Annotated in this window: 12 protein-coding genes and 3 pseudogenes; 6 read left to right on the forward strand and 9 right to left on the reverse strand. The window is 58.7% G+C overall.

Annotation, left to right across the window (positions count from 1 at the left end; genetic code table 11):
* Nucleotides 1-11 precede the first annotated feature (11 nt).
* From tnpB to CCGE531_RS31715, 3 genes and pseudogenes are all read left to right on the forward strand, one after another.
* Nucleotides 12-254: pseudogene (tnpB, locus tag CCGE531_RS31705) on the forward strand (IS66 family insertion sequence element accessory protein TnpB); the annotation flags it as partial.
* Nucleotides 255-302: 48 nt separating this feature from the next.
* Entirely contained in the window at nucleotides 303-1,877 is a 1,575-nt protein-coding gene (locus tag CCGE531_RS31710; protein ID WP_120670888.1) for an IS66 family transposase, read from the forward strand.
* Entirely contained in the window at nucleotides 1,874-2,437 is a 564-nt protein-coding gene (locus CCGE531_RS31715) for a UPF0149 family protein (protein WP_004128954.1), read from the forward strand. The genes CCGE531_RS31710 and CCGE531_RS31715 overlap by 4 nt, the downstream gene beginning before the upstream one ends.
* 180 nt (nucleotides 2,438-2,617) lie before the next feature.
* Here CCGE531_RS31715 and CCGE531_RS31720 read toward each other — a convergent pair whose 3' ends face one another.
* The 6 genes from CCGE531_RS31720 to CCGE531_RS31750 form a co-directional block, all read right to left on the reverse strand.
* Complete coding sequence (locus CCGE531_RS31720; protein ID WP_004112765.1) at nucleotides 2,618-3,763, reverse strand: ISAs1 family transposase; 1,146 nt, start codon at nucleotides 3,761-3,763, stop codon at nucleotides 2,618-2,620.
* A gap of 291 nt (nucleotides 3,764-4,054) precedes the next feature.
* Nucleotides 4,055-4,984: an electron transfer flavoprotein subunit alpha/FixB family protein gene (locus CCGE531_RS31730; RefSeq protein WP_004128985.1), complete on the reverse strand. Its 930-nt coding sequence runs from the start codon at nucleotides 4,982-4,984 to the stop codon at nucleotides 4,055-4,057.
* Nucleotides 4,985-5,007: 23 nt separating this feature from the next.
* A complete protein-coding gene (locus tag CCGE531_RS31735; protein ID WP_120670890.1) occupies nucleotides 5,008-5,757 on the reverse strand; it encodes an electron transfer flavoprotein subunit beta/FixA family protein in 750 nt (249 codons plus the stop codon).
* Nucleotides 5,758-5,772: 15 nt separating this feature from the next.
* The gene (locus CCGE531_RS31740; protein WP_004128992.1) at nucleotides 5,773-6,648 is read right to left on the reverse strand and encodes a 3-hydroxybutyryl-CoA dehydrogenase; all 876 of its coding nucleotides are present in this window, start codon (nucleotides 6,646-6,648) and stop codon (nucleotides 5,773-5,775) included.
* A complete protein-coding gene (locus CCGE531_RS31745) occupies nucleotides 6,645-7,823 on the reverse strand; it encodes a CaiB/BaiF CoA-transferase family protein (RefSeq protein WP_120670891.1) in 1,179 nt (392 codons plus the stop codon). The genes CCGE531_RS31740 and CCGE531_RS31745 overlap by 4 nt, the downstream gene beginning before the upstream one ends.
* On the reverse strand, nucleotides 7,823-9,016 hold the full coding sequence (locus CCGE531_RS31750) for an acyl-CoA dehydrogenase (protein WP_015342015.1): 1,194 nt from the start codon (nucleotides 9,014-9,016) through the stop codon (nucleotides 7,823-7,825). The genes CCGE531_RS31745 and CCGE531_RS31750 overlap by 1 nt, the downstream gene beginning before the upstream one ends.
* Nucleotides 9,017-9,164: 148 nt before the next feature.
* Between CCGE531_RS31750 and CCGE531_RS31755 the strand changes: the two genes are divergently transcribed.
* On the forward strand, nucleotides 9,165-10,061 hold the full coding sequence (locus CCGE531_RS31755; RefSeq protein ID WP_004128999.1) for a LysR family transcriptional regulator: 897 nt from the start codon (nucleotides 9,165-9,167) through the stop codon (nucleotides 10,059-10,061).
* A 218-nt stretch (nucleotides 10,062-10,279) separates the two neighbouring features.
* A pseudogene (locus tag CCGE531_RS31760) lies at nucleotides 10,280-11,402 on the forward strand (IS256 family transposase).
* 589 nt (nucleotides 11,403-11,991) lie between these two features.
* On the opposite strand, the gene CCGE531_RS31765 reads toward CCGE531_RS31760, so the two are convergent.
* Nucleotides 11,992-13,062 carry a C45 family peptidase gene (locus CCGE531_RS31765; RefSeq protein WP_004129003.1) on the reverse strand — a complete coding sequence of 357 codons (1,071 nt, stop codon included), beginning with the start codon at nucleotides 13,060-13,062 and terminating at the stop codon, nucleotides 11,992-11,994.
* 60 nt (nucleotides 13,063-13,122) lie between these two features.
* Nucleotides 13,123-14,361 carry a Xaa-Pro peptidase family protein gene (locus CCGE531_RS31770; protein WP_004129006.1) on the reverse strand — a complete coding sequence of 413 codons (1,239 nt, stop codon included), beginning with the start codon at nucleotides 14,359-14,361 and terminating at the stop codon, nucleotides 13,123-13,125.
* Between the two features lie 558 nt (nucleotides 14,362-14,919).
* Here CCGE531_RS31770 and CCGE531_RS31780 point away from each other — a divergent pair.
* Nucleotides 14,920-15,153, forward strand: a complete 234-nt coding sequence (locus tag CCGE531_RS31780) for a DUF6429 family protein (RefSeq protein WP_004129017.1) — start codon at nucleotides 14,920-14,922, stop codon at nucleotides 15,151-15,153.
* On the opposite strand, the pseudogene CCGE531_RS31785 reads toward CCGE531_RS31780, so the two are convergent.
* A pseudogene (locus CCGE531_RS31785) lies at nucleotides 15,134-16,012 on the reverse strand (IS66 family transposase); the annotation flags it as partial. The gene CCGE531_RS31780 and the pseudogene CCGE531_RS31785 overlap by 20 nt on opposite strands.
* Nucleotides 16,013-16,198: the final 186 nt, after the last annotated feature.

Raw genomic sequence — 16,198 nt, forward strand, 5'->3', positions numbered from 1 at the left:
GCGCCACATAACCTTATTGCGGCGACGTGTTCGTGTTCCGCGCCAAGCGTCTTGATCGGCTTCGTTGCATTTACTGGGACGGATCAGGCATGATTTTAGCGACGAAGTGGTTGGAGGCAGGCAAGTTCGTTTGGCCACCGATCCGCGATGGCGCCATGCAGATGACGCGCGAAGAGTTCTCACTTTTGGTTGCCGGTATTGACTGGACGCGCGTCAAACGAAACGCTGTGAGGAGGCCCTCAAAAGCAGGCTGATCCTGTCGGTTTTACGTGAAGATTCAGGCTCCTATGGTAGGGTCCGTCATGCCGCTTCGACATGATACCTTACCCCAGGACACTGCGCAATTGACCCGGATCATTCTCTCGCTCAACGAAGAGAATGCCGACCTTAAGGCGCGCGTGGCCTTCCTTGAGCGCCTGCTCTTCGGGACGAAATCGGAGAAGATGACGATCATCGATCCGACGCAGGCAATGCTCGATCTTGGCGATCTAAGCGACATTCCCGTTGCTGCCAATGACGATGTCGTGCCGGTCATTGAAGACAAAATGCAGGCACGGCGATCGCCAGCGCGCAATATCGGCCGCTTGCCCAAGCACCTTCCGCGGTATGACGAGGTCATCGAACCAGAGAGCAAGACTTGCCCCTGCTGTTCGTTCGAACTTCATTGCATCGGCACTGATGTCAGCGAGGCGCTCGACATCGTGCCTGCGGTTGTCCGGGTGAAACGGACGATCCGGCCACGCTATGCATGCCGGGCCTGCGAAAGTGTTGTTGTGCAGGCGTCCGCACCGGCACGCGTGATGGACGGTGGCATGGTGACCACGGCGTTTGCCGCGCATGTCGCTGTTTCGAAGTTTGCCTGGCATCTCCCGCTCAACAGACAGGCGCAAATGCTGGCCTCCTGCGGCGTCATCATTGATCGCGGTACGCTCGGGGCATGGGTCACGCGTGTCGCCTGGTGGCTTGAGCTCCTCTACGATGCGCTGACCGCCTTCATCCGCTCGCAGCCGAGGGTGTTCTGTGACGAGACGCCGCTTCCGCGCCTCGATCCAGGACGCAAGCGAACCAAGGTCTGCCAGTTATGGGCGCAAGCGGTTGACGACCGCCCCTGGAATGGTCCGGCGCCGCCGGCGGTTGCTTATATCTTTGCCGAAAGCCGCAGTGCGCGCGAGATCGAGGGGCAATTGTCGTCGTTTGCCGGCGTGCTTCAGGTTGATGGATACCAAGCCTATAAAACCATGGTCAAACGACGCGGCAAGAGCAACGTTGCCCCCATGCGGCTGGCCTTCTGCCTCGCCCATGCACGGCGAAAGTTCGTTGATGTCGTCAAACTGACCGGCTCTTCGGAGGCCTTGTCGATCCTTGCCAGGATTGCCGAAATCTATCGCATCGAAGCAAAACTACGAGGGGAAGATGAAGATACCCGGCTTAGCGGCAGGCGTCGTGAGGCGGCTCCCATCATGAGGGAGCTGAAGGTCCATCTCACCGAACTGAGCGACGAGGTGTCGTCGAAATCAGCACTTGGCAAGGCAGTCACTTACATGCTCAACCACTGGGGCGGCCTGACAGCCTTCCTCGATGATGGCCGGATCGAGGTGGACTCCAACGTAGTCGAGCGTTCAATGAAATCCGTGGCTCTGACGAGAAAGAACTCATTATTCGTGGGCAACGAGCGGGGTGGCCAGACCTTCGCGGTCCTGGCATCGCTCGTGAACACGGCAAAGCTTAACGGCGTGGACCCCGACGCCTGGCTTGCCGATGTGCTGGAACGCATCATCTCCGGCAAAGTCAAAGCCAACGAGATGGAGAGCCTTTTGCCTTGGGCCTGGAACGCCGAGCGCGAAGCGATGACACAGCAGGAGCGACAAGCGGCATGACACAGAACAGCCAGGAGATGACGCCGCGACCGAAGCTCGATGACGACGCATTCGAAGCCTTTATCAGGAGACGTCGTCCGCCATCGCCTATCTGGTCAATGAGCAGTCTCGATGGTTATCTTACGGCCCTCATCATCGGCCCGAAGTTCATCGACCCACGCCAATGGATCCCGGAACTGACCGGCCCGGATGCCCTGAACCTGCCGATGGAAACAACCGAACATCGGGCCGTGCAGACGATCGTGGCGGAGTATAATCGGATATCTGCAAGCCTTTCCGAGAGACCGAAAGACCACCGGCCCAGGTTCACCAGGATCGATGATCAGACCCTTGATCCATTCGATTGGGACATCTGCTTTCTCCTCGGAACAGGATACGCGCCGAGGCTTTGGCAGCCTGTCCTTCGAGGTCATGCCGTCACTGGGGATATCATCGCGCCGATCCGCAAGCTCGGCGAGACAAAACGGAAAGCGACCCACCAGGATGCTGCTGCCGTCGCCGAAGCACTCGTCAATATCCGAACCTATTTTATGCCGAAGCGGGCAAAGCAGAAGTTCTAAAAGAAAGTGCTATTGCGATCCCGTCAACGCCGAAAGCAGTGGGCTGTTCGTCGCGCTCACTGTCATCCTGAATGTACGATGGTGTCAGAACCCAGCGAGTGTCTCTTGCCCATGTCATATTTCGACATTGATGTTTATAGAGCCACCAGCGACGCCACGGCGCTGAATCCGGGTTAACAGTCATGCTCGGATGATTTCGGCCATGTATTGTGGGTTTCTGCCTGCTTTGTTTCGTCTGAGTTTGATACTGCGCTTGTCGTTATGGCTTCGAACCATGTTGATGGCGAAGTGTCGGACGACGGCCATGTTGGCTGGTCCATGCCCGGTTCGAGATCGGGCGGCATCCTCGTTGAAGGTGACGTCGAGTACCCAATGGAGGGAGTTCTCGATGGCCCAATGGCCACGTATGGCCTCGGCGAACTGGAGCGCGGTCATCGACCGCGAGGAGATATAGAAGCGGACCTGGCTGCTTTGCCTGGACTTTTCATAGACTTGTGCTTGCACCTTGACGATGGTGGCGATGGACGGGAAGCGGTATTCGCCGGGAAAGCGCCTGTCGCCGGAGAGCCAGTCGATTTGAGTGGAGACGGTGACCCGCCGCTCTTCGACCCGGCCATGGCCCTTGTCGACTTCGGTCACGGTTGAGGTGAGGTTTGCCGGAGCGTCGGCAAAGAAGCGCTCGATCTCACCCATCAGGCCGGGCTGATTGGCCTTGGCCGCCAGGAGGTAATCAGCGCCTGCATCGAGCACCGCCTGGGCGGTTTTGGCATTGCAGGCAATGGCGTCGATGGTCACGAGCGCGCCTTTCAGGCGATCTTTTTCGGCCAACCGTTCCAGCAGCAAGGGGATGGTGTCCTGCTCACAGCTTGTCGTTGCCACTGCCTCTTGTCCAAGAACCAGCCGTTCACGGGTGGCGAAAGCCGAGACGAGATGCAGCGCCGCCCGGCCGTTGGCCCGGTCATGACTGCCGCGCGAGGTCTTTCCGTCAATCGCCACCAGCGCCGGAGCATCGGGTCGAAGCGTCGCCGCCCAGGATATGAAGCAGTTCGAAAACAGGTCCGGATCGATCCGGTTGAGCAGAATGCGCAGCCAGCGCGAACCCGGTATGCCATGGTGATAGGGAAGAAACCGACGTAAAAACGCCAGGTTATCCTCCCCCCATTCGACGATCTCGTCAAAATCGTCGCATGCGCCGATCGTCCCGCAAACGACCAGAAGAAGCACCTCGGGTAACGGATGGGCGACCCGCCATTGCTCCCGCTCATCCTCAACGAGACTAAAATGGTCCAGCAAAACCCGCAGCCGCGGGCGATCGTCTTCAAACATGTCGGCCTCCAAATCACCGACACTCTTGAATCACACCCAAACCGTTCAGGGAAGAAACGTTAACCCGAGTTCAGAGCCGTGCCAGCGACGCATCAATTCCCACAACATAGTCCCCGCTTGTCCCCCGCTTGATGCTTGGGGCCGAAATCATCGGACCCGCTTCACCATCGTCGCTCTGAGGCACAGTCATCTTCTTGGCTATGCGGAGCGCCGCCCCATTGCGGCATCTGGCTTCGTCGTTTGAGCGCGCCCTCACAACGGGCATGCTAGATCGGAAACAGATATCAATCTTCACAGCGCCTCTTCGAGTTCCGGCAGTGCCTCGAAGAGATCGGCGACGAGGCCGTAGTCGGCGATCTGGAAGATCGGTGCCTCCTCGTCCTTGTTGATGGCGACGATGACCTTCGAGTCCTTCATGCCGGCGAGATGCTGGATGGCGCCTGATATGCCGCAGGCGATGTAAAGCTGCGGTGCCACCACCTTGCCGGTCTGGCCGACCTGCCAGTCGTTCGGCGCGTAGCCGGCATCGACGGCAGCGCGGGATGCGCCGACGGCGGCACCAAGCTTGTCGGCAACCGGCAGAATGACTTCCTTGAACTTCTCCGCCGAACCGAGTGCGCGTCCGCCCGAGATGATGATCTTGGCCGAGGTCAGTTCCGGACGATCGGAGGTCGACAGCGCATCGGCGACGAAGCTCGAAAGACCGGGATTGGCGACCGCCGGGATTGCCTCGACAGTGGCCGAACCGTCTTCTGCGGCGGAAGCGAAGGAGGCGGTGCGCACGGTGATCACCTTCTTGGCATCGCTTGCCTGCACCGTCTGGATGGCATTGCCGGCATAGATCGGCCGCTTGAAGGTGTTGGACGAAACCACCTCGATGATTTCCGAGACCTGGGCGACATCGAGGAGAGCTGCGACACGCGGCATGACGTTCTTGCCGACCGAGGTAGCAGCCGTCAGGATGGTGTCATAACCTGCCGCCAGCGAGACGATGAGATCGGCAAGCGGTTCGGCGAGATTGTTGGCAAGCTCGTCGCTTTCGGCCAGCAGCACCTTGGAGACGCCGGCAAGCTTGGCGGCGGCATCGGCCGCAGCCTTGGCGGCTTTGCCGGCCACCAGCACATGGATATCGCCGCCGATCTGAGTGGCCGCCGTCAGCGCCTTGGCGGTCTGGTCGGAAAGATGGGCATTGTCGTGGTCAGCCAGAAGAAGAATGGCCATGGTGAAGTTCTCCCTTTCTATCCTCAGAGCACGCCGGCTTCGGTCTTCAGCTTCTCGACGAGCTCGGCGACCGACTTGACCTTGACGCCTGCCTTGCGGCCGGACGGCTCTTCGGTCTTCAGCACCTTCAGCCGCGGTGTCGTATCGACGCCGAAATCGGCAGGCGCCTTCTTGTCGAGCGGCTTCTTCTTCGCCTTCATGATGTTCGGCAGCGAGGCGTAACGCGGCTCGTTGAGGCGAAGATCCGTGGTCACCACCGCTGGCAGCTTGACCTCGATCGTCTGCAGGCCGCCATCGACCTCGCGGGTCACCTGAGCTTTTCCCTCGCCGATCTCGATCTTCGAGGCGAAGGTGGCCTGGGCAGAACCCAGCAGCGCCGCCAGCATCTGGCCGGTCTGGTTCGAGTCATCATCGATCGCCTGCTTGCCGACGATGATCAGGCCCGGCTGTTCGGCATCGGCAACACCTTTGAGGATCTTGGCGACGGCCAGCGGCTCGACCTGATCTTCGGTCTCGACCAGGATGGCGCGATCCGCGCCCATGGCAAGGGCGGTGCGCAATGTCTCCTCGGCCTTGGCCGGGCCGATCGACACCACCACCACTTCCTCGGCCTTGCCGGCCTCCTTCAGCCGCAGCGCTTCTTCGACCGAAATCTCGTCGAACGGGTTCATCGACATCTTCACATTCGCAAGCTCGACGCCCGAACCATCCGGCTTCACCCGGATCTTCACGTTGTAATCAACTACCCGCTTCACGGGGACGAGAATCTTCATGTGCAGCACTCCTGATCAGCGGCTCGGAACCGGCGTATCGCCGCAATAATCATAAAAGCCTCTGGCGACTTTGCGTCCTAGCCATCCCGCTTCGACATATTTCACCAACAGTGGACATGGGCGGTACTTGCTGTCCGCCAGGCCTTCATGCAGAACGTTCATGATGGCGAGGCAGGTATCGAGGCCGATGAAATCAGCCAGTTCCAGCGGTCCCATCGGATGATTCGCGCCAAGCTTCATGCTCTGATCGATGTCGAAAACCGAACCGACACCCTCGTAAAGCGTATAAACGGCTTCGTTGATCATCGGGACCAGAATCCGGTTCACGATAAAGGCGGGGTAATCCTCCGCAACGACTGCGGTTTTGCCGAGTCGTTGTACGACGGCGCGGACAGCCTCGAAAGTCTCGTTGCTGGTCACGATTCCACGAATGAGCTCGACGAGCTGCATGACCGGAACCGGATTCATGAAGTGGAGGCCCATAAACTGCTCGGGCTTTCGAGTCCGTCCGGCTAGACGGGTGATCGAGAGCGAAGACGTGTTTGAGGTGAGGATCGCTTCCGGCTTCAGGTGAGGTCGGAGATCGTCGAATAATTTCAGCTTGACCGGCTCGCTCTCCGCCGCCGTCTCGATGATCAGATCGAGCGTGCCAAGTTCGGGCAGGTTTACGGTCGTCCTGAGGCGTCCAACGGCGCTCAACATTGCCTCGGCCGCGATCGTTCCCCGTGCCACCTGCCGGTCCATATCCTCGCTAATTTTGGCGACCGCGGCGACGAGCCGATCCGCGTCGACGTCCATCAGCGAGACCTCGAATCCCGCAATTGCAAGCACATGAGCGATACCGCTGCCCATCTGCCCGGCGCCGAGCACTCCGATGGTTTCGATCGTCATTTCGTGTCTACCCTCGACTCTTCGGAAGAAAAGCTCCAGCGTCCAGCACCCAAAAGCGGCGAGGCACTGTCGAGCGTGAGGAGGCTGCGCGACAAGCCGATCGGCGTTCTCAGGCCGGACAAGCCTTCCGGAGCGATCTTAAGCCGGCGCGCCTTGATCTGCGGATCGTCGATCGCCTCGGCGACGCTATTGATCGGTCCTCCCGGAACACCCGCCCCTTCAAGTGCGGCGATCAGTTCTGCTTTCGGCCGAAGTCGCGTCTTTTCCGCAATCATCGCGCAAAGCTTCTCGCGGTTTTCCACTCGTGCGGGATTGGTGGCGTAGGCCGGGTCTCCGGCGAGCGCAGCGAGATCCAGCAGGTCGCAAAGGGATGCGAACTGCCGATCGTTGCCACAAGCGATAATGAGATGACCGTCGAAGGCCGGGAAAACCTGATAGGGCACGATATTCGGATGAGCGTTTCCCATACGGTGAGGCACGTTGCCGGTTGCGAGATAATTCATGGCCTGGTTGGCAAGGACGGAAACTCCGACGTCGAAGAGCGCCAGATCGACATGCTGGCCAACGCCGGAGCGGTCGCGCTCGGCAAGCGCTGCCTGAATGCCGATGACGCCGTAAAGTCCGGTAAAGACGTCGATCCAGGCGACGCCGACTTTCTGCGGTTCACCGTCTGGCTCACCGGTCAGGTCCATAATTCCGCACATACCCTGTATGAGGAAATCGTATCCTGGCTGACGGGCGCGCGGGCCTGTCTGACCGAAACCGGTCACCGAAGCGTAGACGATCCGCGGATTGATCGCGGCGATGCTTTCATAATCGAGACCGAATTTTTGCAGCCCGGCAACTTTGAAGTTCTCAATCACAACGTCAGCTTCTGCGATCAATGCTTTGACGCGCTCAAGACCCTCGGGATCGCCGAAGTCACAAATGACCGACGACTTGCCTCGGTTTGCCGCATGAAAATACGCCGCCACCTTCTCAGCGCCGCCCTTACCGTCCGGGCGTTCGATAAAGGGTGGCCCCCAACTGCGGGTGTCGTCGCCCTGCGGGCTTTCCACCTTGATAACCTCGGCGCCGAGATCGGCGAGTGTCTGGCCGATCCAGGGACCGGCAAGGATGCGGGCAAGTTCGACGACTTTCAGGCCGGCAAGCGGTGCACTGTTCGGACCGCCCATCAGAAGAACGCCTGAATACCGGTCTGGGCGCGGCCGAGGATCAGTGCGTGGACATCATGCGTGCCCTCATAGGTGTTGACCGTTTCAAGGTTCTGGGAATGGCGCATGACGTGGTATTCGATCTGGATGCCGTTGCCGCCGTGCATGTCACGGGCTTGCCTGGCGATATCGAGCGCCTTGCCGCAGTTGTTGCGCTTGACGATAGAAATCATTTCCGGCGCGAACTTGTGCTCGTCCATCAGGCGCCCTACCCGGAGTGAAGCCTGCAGCCCCAGTGCAATCTCCGTCTGCATGTCCGCCAGCCTCCTCTGGAAGAGTTGAGCGCCAGCCAGCGGTTTGCCAAATTGAACGCGGTCCAGTCCATATTGCCGCGAACGCAACCAGCAATCCTCGGCAGCGCCGAGCACGCCCCAGGAAATGCCATAACGGGCGCGGTTCAGGCAGCCGAACGGCCCCTTGAGACCCGAAACATTCGGCAGCAGGGCGTCCTCGCCGATCTCGACGCCGTCCATCACGATCTCGCCGGTGATCGAGGCACGCAGCGACAGCTTGCCGCCGATCTTCGGCGCCGACAGGCCTTTCATGCCCTTTTCGAGGATGAAACCGCGGATCTGGCGGTTATGAGCTTCCGACTTCGCCCAGACAACGAAGACATCGGCGATCGGCGCATTGGAGATCCACATCTTTGAGCCGCGCAGGCGGTACCCGCCGTCGATTTTCTCGGCGCGGGTCTTCATGTCGCCGGGATCGGAGCCGGCATCCGGCTCGGTCAGACCGAAGCAGCCGATCAATTCCCCGGATACGAGGCCCGGTAGATACTTGTCTCGCTGTTCTTCCGAGCCATAGGCATAGATCGGATAGATCACCAGCGACGACTGGACGCTCATCATCGACCGATAGCCTGAATCGACGCGTTCGACCTCGCGCGCAACCAGGCCGTAAGAGACGAAGTTGGCGCCAGCCGCCCCATATTTTTCCGGCAACGTTACGCCGAGAAGCCCGGCCCTGCCCATCAGCCGGAAGAGACCGGGATCAGTCTTCTCCTCAAGATAGGCATCCCCCACGTGCGGCAGCAATTCGGCCTCTGCAAAGGCCTTGGCAGCATCGCGGATCATGCGTTCCTCTTCAGAGAGCTGCTCCTCCAAGAGGAAGGGATCGTCCCACGCAAACGCGCTCGTCTGTGCGGAAGACATGGCTGTGGCGAAATTTGTCGTCACGGATTTCCCTCGAATGAAATGCGACCTCGGATATCGAAGCTGCTTGCTCATGCATTTACCGATTGTGTTTCGCGAGAAATAACCCTATTTAGATGTGATCTAATTCATAAAATGCATAGGTTTGATGCGCCCGCGTCGGTTCCTTCCCTCCATGAGCCTCCTCTCTGCGTTCGAAGCCGTCTTGCGCACCGGCTCAACGGCGGCGGCGGCGCGTGAGCTTGATTTGACACAGAGCACTGTGAGCCGCCTCGTGCAGAATCTGGAGCAGCAGCTTGGCCGGCCGCTCTTCGAGCGACACAGGCAGAAGCTCATTCCGACGGAAGCAGCCCATGCCTACGGGCGGAACGTGAGCCGCGCGCTCGATCTCATCCAGCGGGGCAGCATGGAATTCGCCGCCAACCCAGGCGGCGGCACCCTGTCGCTGGCTATCCTGCCGGCTTTCGGTACGCGATGGCTGGCGCCGCGGTTGGGCGCATTCCTGGTCAAACATCCAGGTATCACGATCAACCTCGCGACGCGGCTCAAGCGCTTTAACTTTGCCGCCGAGAGTTTTGACGCAGCCATTCATTTTGGAGCAGACGATTGGCGGGATGCCGACCATATGAAACTCTTCGAGGAGCGCCTGACGGCGTGCATTTCGCCAGCGCTCCTCGCTGAACATCCGATTGACGACATCGCGGACATGGCGAGGTTGCCACTTCTGCAACTGGAAACCAGGCCGACCGGCTGGAGGATCTGGTTTGCCGCTCAGGGAGCGCGACCGGCGAACGTGACGGGGATGCTTTTCGACCAGTTCGCGACGATGACGCAGTCGGCGATCTCCGGGCTCGGCGTGGCTCTTCTTCCGGCCTATCTCGCTGACACTGAAATAATCGAAGGGCGCCTGGTACCGGTCCTGAAGAGATCGGTGCCGGGCTCGGGGTCCTACTGGCTCGTCTGGCCGCAATCGCGGACCAATTACCCGCCGCTCGAAGCTTTCCGCGCCTGGCTGGCCAAAGAAAAGGTCTCGGGAACCTCGTGAGTCTTAGCAGCAAGACGGGAAGCGGCTGTGTCGTTTTCGTGACAGTCATCATCGCCACATTATAGTCGGCCCGAGCTTGTGGGCATGCATGATGTGTCCCTCATTTCGGGCAACGGATCGTGTCCCGCCGGGTAGTGTAGGTCCTGAGGATTAGATGGCCATCAGTTTTTTTCCGGCAGGGTCGGGCTGTTCAAGACCAACCTGATGGAAAGACACCGATGACCGACGATATGATGAACGTGCGCTCGCTTGTTGAGAAGAGTGCCGATGCCGATTTGCTACGGGAGATGATCGGCGTTGCCGCCGAACGGCTGATGGAGCTGGAGGTCGGCAGTGCGACCGGTGCTGGCTACGGCGAGAAGAACGCGATGCGGCTGGCCCAACGCAACGGCTACCGCGACCGAGACTGGGACACGTCGCATGGCGGAAAAGGCTCTGACGGCTGTTATCCAGGAAGCTTACATCCAAGGCATCTCAACGCGTTCCGTCGACGATCTCGTCAAGGCGATGGGTATGAGCGGCATCTCCAAGAGCCAGGTGAGCCCTCTGTGCGAGGAGATCGATGTCAAGGTCAAGGTTTTCCTCGAAAGACCCATCGACGGGCTGGCCCTATCTCTGGATCGATGCCCACCTATCTGAAGGTCCGGCGCGGTGGCCGCATTGTTTCCGTTGCCGTTATCATCGCCGTCGGCGTCAATACCGATGGCAGGCGCGAGGCTCTGGGCATGGAAGTTGGCACTCCCGAAGCCGAGCCGATCTGGACGGAGTCCCTGCGTAGGCTCGCCCGCCGAGGTCTGCGCGGTGTGAAGCTCGTCGTCTCCGATGCTCATGAGGGCCTCAAGGCCGCCGTCACCAAGGTTCTCAGTGCCACATGGCAAAGATGCCGGGTTCACTTCATGAGGAACGTGCTGGCGCACGCCGGAAAGAGCGGCAGACGCGTCGTATCCGCCTTCATCGCCACTGCTTTTGCTCAGGACACATCGGAGGCGGCGAGCACCCAGTGGCGCAACGTCGCCGTCCAGATCCGGCCGAAAGTGCAGAAGCTCGCCGCCATCATGAATGATGCCGAAGAGGATGTGCTCGCCTGCATGACCTTCCCGAAAGAGCACCGGGTCAATTGCATTCAACAAATCCGATCGAACATCTCAATGGCAAATCAAGCGACGCACCGAGGTCGTTGGCATCTTTCCCAACGACGAAGCCATCGTCCGTCTCGTCGGCGCACTGCTGCCCGAGCAAAACGATGACTGGGCCGTCCAGCGTGCCAGGTACATGACACTTGAGACAATGGCATCAATGAGCGATGATCCGGAAATCAGCCTGCCTGCAGTCACGCGCTGAAATCCCACTCCGGCGCTCGCCGGAAAACACGGCTACCTGCCGGAAGCTACACCAATCCCTTAGGCTGAGACACGATCGGGAAACGTGAAACAGCGCATGGGTAGTGCCTCCGGATGACGCTGGTCCGAGTTGAGTCGGCAATTCCGGGCCGTCCTCATTTCGAAGCTAGGCGTACTGAGCTATCGGCGCGAATATCGCCTCTCTTTGAACGTGGCGAGCGACGGCAACCTTGTTACGGATGGAAGTCTGCCGAACCTCTTGTTGACGATCCAGGATCGTTGATCGGATGTGTGGAGGGGCGGAATGTTCGGTCGCCTGCGTAGAGGGGGCACCTCTGGCGATCTCGCGTTTCGTAAGCCAACCAAACCGCCTTCGCGTGGATGACTGGCTCAACGCTTGCAGGCGCGCGCCCTTTGCCGGTTTGTCGCGTATTCGCGCGAAGCTTCGCGTTCTGCCGCGCGACGATCAAGGTGGAAGTTCCTCCCAGATCGCCGCGCTATAGCGTTCCGCCATTCGTTCCGCTGATCCTTGTCGATTATAGTTTATATCGAGGCCACCACGCGTGCATCAATCTAAATCAGACGCAAGTTCACGTCCCTAAGCCAATATCCCGCCATGCCTCGACGCTCGGTGGTCCAGCGCAGACTGATATTTTAGTACGCTCGCCGATCTCATAGACGACCGCGCCAACGGTCATCGGTTCCGTCGCCAGTTGCGGGGCAACTAGCGAAACCTCACCGCCGGCCCGGCATGCCGCCAGTGCCGCCTTGACATCATCCGTGGTTACCCGCACGTCATCAAGATCGAGATGCAAGCTTTGGAGGCGACCGCGCGAACTATCGCTTCCTGCGAGGGGTATTGTCGCCGAACGCCTGTCGTCGCTCGCAAGCGGATGATTGGTATGCAGCGAACATCTAGACTTAGTAGCGAGCGGCAATACTTTGCCCGCGGAGCATTCGACAGTCGCGATGTTCTGACGGTCTCCCAATTGATAGTTCTGTCCCGAGGCGTGCGGAACGTCATGCAGGAACCTAATGGCGTCCGACACGCTCGAGCAGGCGAGGGCGCCTCGCATCACGAAAGCCACTGGCAACCCTGTCGGGCTGACAGCCAGTTGTGATAAGGTGTTCACACAGACGCCGACCCCGCGCTCGGACACGCCCATCAGGCCAATCAGACCTGCAGATGTGAAGACCATGGTCTCACCGGCTTCCGAGTCCTGCGTTTTCAGCAAAACCTGCGCCCCGTCGTGCCATCGTGGCAAGTCCATTGTTTGAGCAATTATTGTCGGGATAGGCCCGCAGGGGGCGATTGCAAGGCTGGAGCAATGTCCGTCTCCAGTGGAGCGGCCGAACCACCACTCCTCATCCAGTAGCTGGAGCGCAAATGCGGTTTCGTGGGCGATGTTGGATCCTTCCGCTATTCCTGCAACCTCTTCGGCGAGGTGGGGTGTGTATCGCTTCACCGCATCGCCGAACCGTGTTGCCGCCAAGAAGCGCGGAATGAACGTCTTGGCGGTGACGCCGTAGGCTTCCGCGATGGCGTCATGCCAGCGCATTATCTTTTCAGCGATAGCGGTGCGCAGCGCTTCTCCATGAGTGCGTCCTCGTTGACGGGGCGACCCAGCGCAGTCAATGACGGAAAGGAGATCGGTCTTCATTGGTCCTCCAATTTAAATGCGTGTCGCAAGCGGTGTTGCAACGGTATCGGCGTTTCAATCTCAGAACACCTCGAGAAGACGCTTCGTACGTGGTGTTAGGATTTCGAAACCTTCCTCTGTAATTGCAATGGAATCACCGAACCCGGCGGCGACCTCCCCAAACACTCTGAACGAGTAGCACGCGTGGAAGCACATCCCCGGCACGAGAATCTGGTCAGACTCTGCCAGCCAGATCGAGTTTTCAGGCCAGGACGGAGGAAAGGCCAGGCCGACGGGATAGGCCTTCCACGACCTGAATTTCTCAGTCAGGTAGTCAGCCAAAGTGGAGCCTACTATTCGGGTTCCAAGGCGAGTTCGCGCGTCCAAACTCATCAGTTCGCACTTCGTGCTAGTCAGAACGTCTCGCATAGTTCGGCGGGGCTTCAGATTGCTATAAAGTGTCTCAAGACAATGGAGCGCGACATCTGACAGAAGGCGTGTACTATCTGACGCACGCCCTGCTATCGCCGTGGAATAAAGCGGCGCGTTATAGCGCTCATGGACCCCGCTCATCTCCATGATGATGGGGTCGCCCCGCTTGATCTTGTTCCTACGAAACGAAGAATGCACTATAGCATGCCAATCTCCGGTACGGATGATGGGATCAATGGAGAAATATTCACTGCCTGCGCGGATCATACCTGCAGACGCCGCCGCGGCAATGTCATTGTCGGTGATGCCCTCCTGGATGATCGCTTCTGCTGCCGTCAGACCAGCTACCGAATAAAGCCCGGCCTTGCGCATATAGGTAATCTCTGTTGGGGACTTTACGGCACGAATGCGAGTGACCAAACCGGACGCATCGGCCACTATTGCATTAGGAAATGCAGAGCACAGTTTCGAGTAGGCATACGGAGTTAGTCCCTTTTGCCGACTCTCCAAGCCAATTTTTTTCGGCGTTGAATTTAAACTGTCTATGATTAAGGCTAGTTCCGTACCAGCCTCATCCATGCGACTCCACATTATCGACTCGATGCGCTCGACATTAGTATGGACGCGGCCAAGATCGACCTCCAGATCGCAAACATGGAGAACTAGGTTTCCCTGCGCAGGAAGGATCAAGCAGGAATACCAGTCCGATACCAATGTTTGAAAACCTGTTAGATAGCAGATATTGGAAAGGTCGGTAACGAGCAGCACGTCAATCTCAGCTTGCGCCATTTTCTCGCGCACGCGCTGAACGCGATAGTTGTAGTCTTTCTGCTCGAAAGCCGTAAACTTAAACGGTTGAACCTTTGGAGTCGCTTCAGTAGTAGTCATTGAACGATGCTTTCTGTGATGGTGGAGGCGTCGGGCGCAACGGCATACGCCTAAATGCGTCCGGGCGAACTCGGCTCGAATGCTGGATGAGAAAGAGCCTTTTCTGTGTTCTGCGTGTCGGTTCGCCGGTCGACTAATTTCCGCAGTTTATCTGCACTCACTCGGTGCAGTGTCCACAACGATCCTGTCCGATTCTCGAACTGCGAGTCTCCATCTTTAGTTGAGGAAACAACAAGCGCGGTTGCGATGCGGCAGTTACTCTCGTCTGAAGCTAGACCATTTGTAATTCCCTGTGTTTGTGGCTGGGACAAGCCTCAGTCTGCTCCTTTCAGCGACATCGGTACTTCTGATAGTTAGAATGCATAGCGAACTCTCTCCTGCAATGCAACACATGTTTTATAAGTTCAACTTGTGATGCAAACGTCCCGCTCTTTTTCAGGAGGACAAGGTCCTTGGGTCTTGTGATCAAAGAACCTCTGGACCTCTGGACCTCTGGACCTCGTACGCATTCGGCGAGTACCGCATTAATTTCGTATTTGCACGTGATAAGCTCTCGCAATGGATATCGACGAAGACAAGATCGACGATGCGGTGCTGGCGCTGTTGTGGCTGACGCTGCATGACGGGTATCGAGCCTGGAAGGGTTTGGACTGGGAGACGACGGATCGTTTGTTCAAGAAGGGGCTGATCGCCGATCCGGTGAACAAGTCGAAGTCGTTGATCTTAACGGATGAAGGCCTGCAACGGTCAGAGGAGCTGTTTCGGGAACTGTTTACGCGGCCGCCGCAATAGGTGCCGCCTTTTCGGCCTTCCAAGCCCACGGCAACAACTCGTCGATCCTGTTTGCCGGGTGGTCGGCGATACGGGCAAGCACATCGGCAAGCCAGGCCTGCGGATCGACATGGTTCATCTTTGCGGTGACGATCAAACTGTACATGGCGGCAGCTCGTTGACCACCACGGTCGGAGCCGGCGAATAGCCAAGCCTTTCTTCCCAATGCAATTCCGCGCAGCGAACGCTCTGCCGCGTTGTTCGACAGGCAGATCCGGCCATCGTCGAGGAAACGAGTAAACGATACCCAGCGGTTCAACATGTAGTCGAACGCTTTGGCCAGATCATTGTCGCGAGACAGCTTGGCACGTTGCTCGCGCACCCACCGCTCCATGTTGGCGATCAGTGGCTTGCTATGCTGCTGACGCGTCGCCTTGCGCTCATCGGCCGTCTGGCCATTGATCTGACGTTCGATCTCGAACAGCGCATCGATCCGGCGCACCATCTCGATGGCGATTGGTGAGATGACGGCAGCGGGTTTGCCCTGAGCCTTGCGCCGGGCATTGGCCTCGAGATCGGCCATGATGAAGAATGGTCGCCTTGCGTGCGCCCAGCACGCTGCCTCATAGATCGGACCTGGACTGCGATCAGGAAGATAGAGCTTGGTAATACCGCCATAGGCATCTGCTTGCAGGATGCCGCAATAGCCGGCCAGATGCGCCTGCGGATGGTCACCGCTGCGGTCGCGGGAATAATAGAACATCGCCGACGGCGGCGCCGTGCCACCGAACGGGGCATCATCGTGCACATATGTCCAGATCCGAGCAGTATCGGTCTTGCCGGCTGCGAGAACCGGAACCGTGGTATCGTCGCCGTGAATCTGGAGGGTTATTTGAGGGCGCATCAGGCGGTCCGGCGAATTCGGGCGACCTCATGTAAGCCGGATTGAACTAAGGCGCGGGTAGTTTGACGCTGCTATGGGGAATTTTAGAGCACGCCCGCCGGAGCGGTACCGGGAACAATTTAGCCACGGCCGGTCCATCGGGAAGATAGGTCGAATGTACGC

The sequence above is a fragment of the Rhizobium sp. CCGE531 genome (genome assembly GCF_003627795.1).
In the GTDB taxonomy this organism is placed as follows: Bacteria; Pseudomonadota; Alphaproteobacteria; order Rhizobiales; family Rhizobiaceae; genus Rhizobium.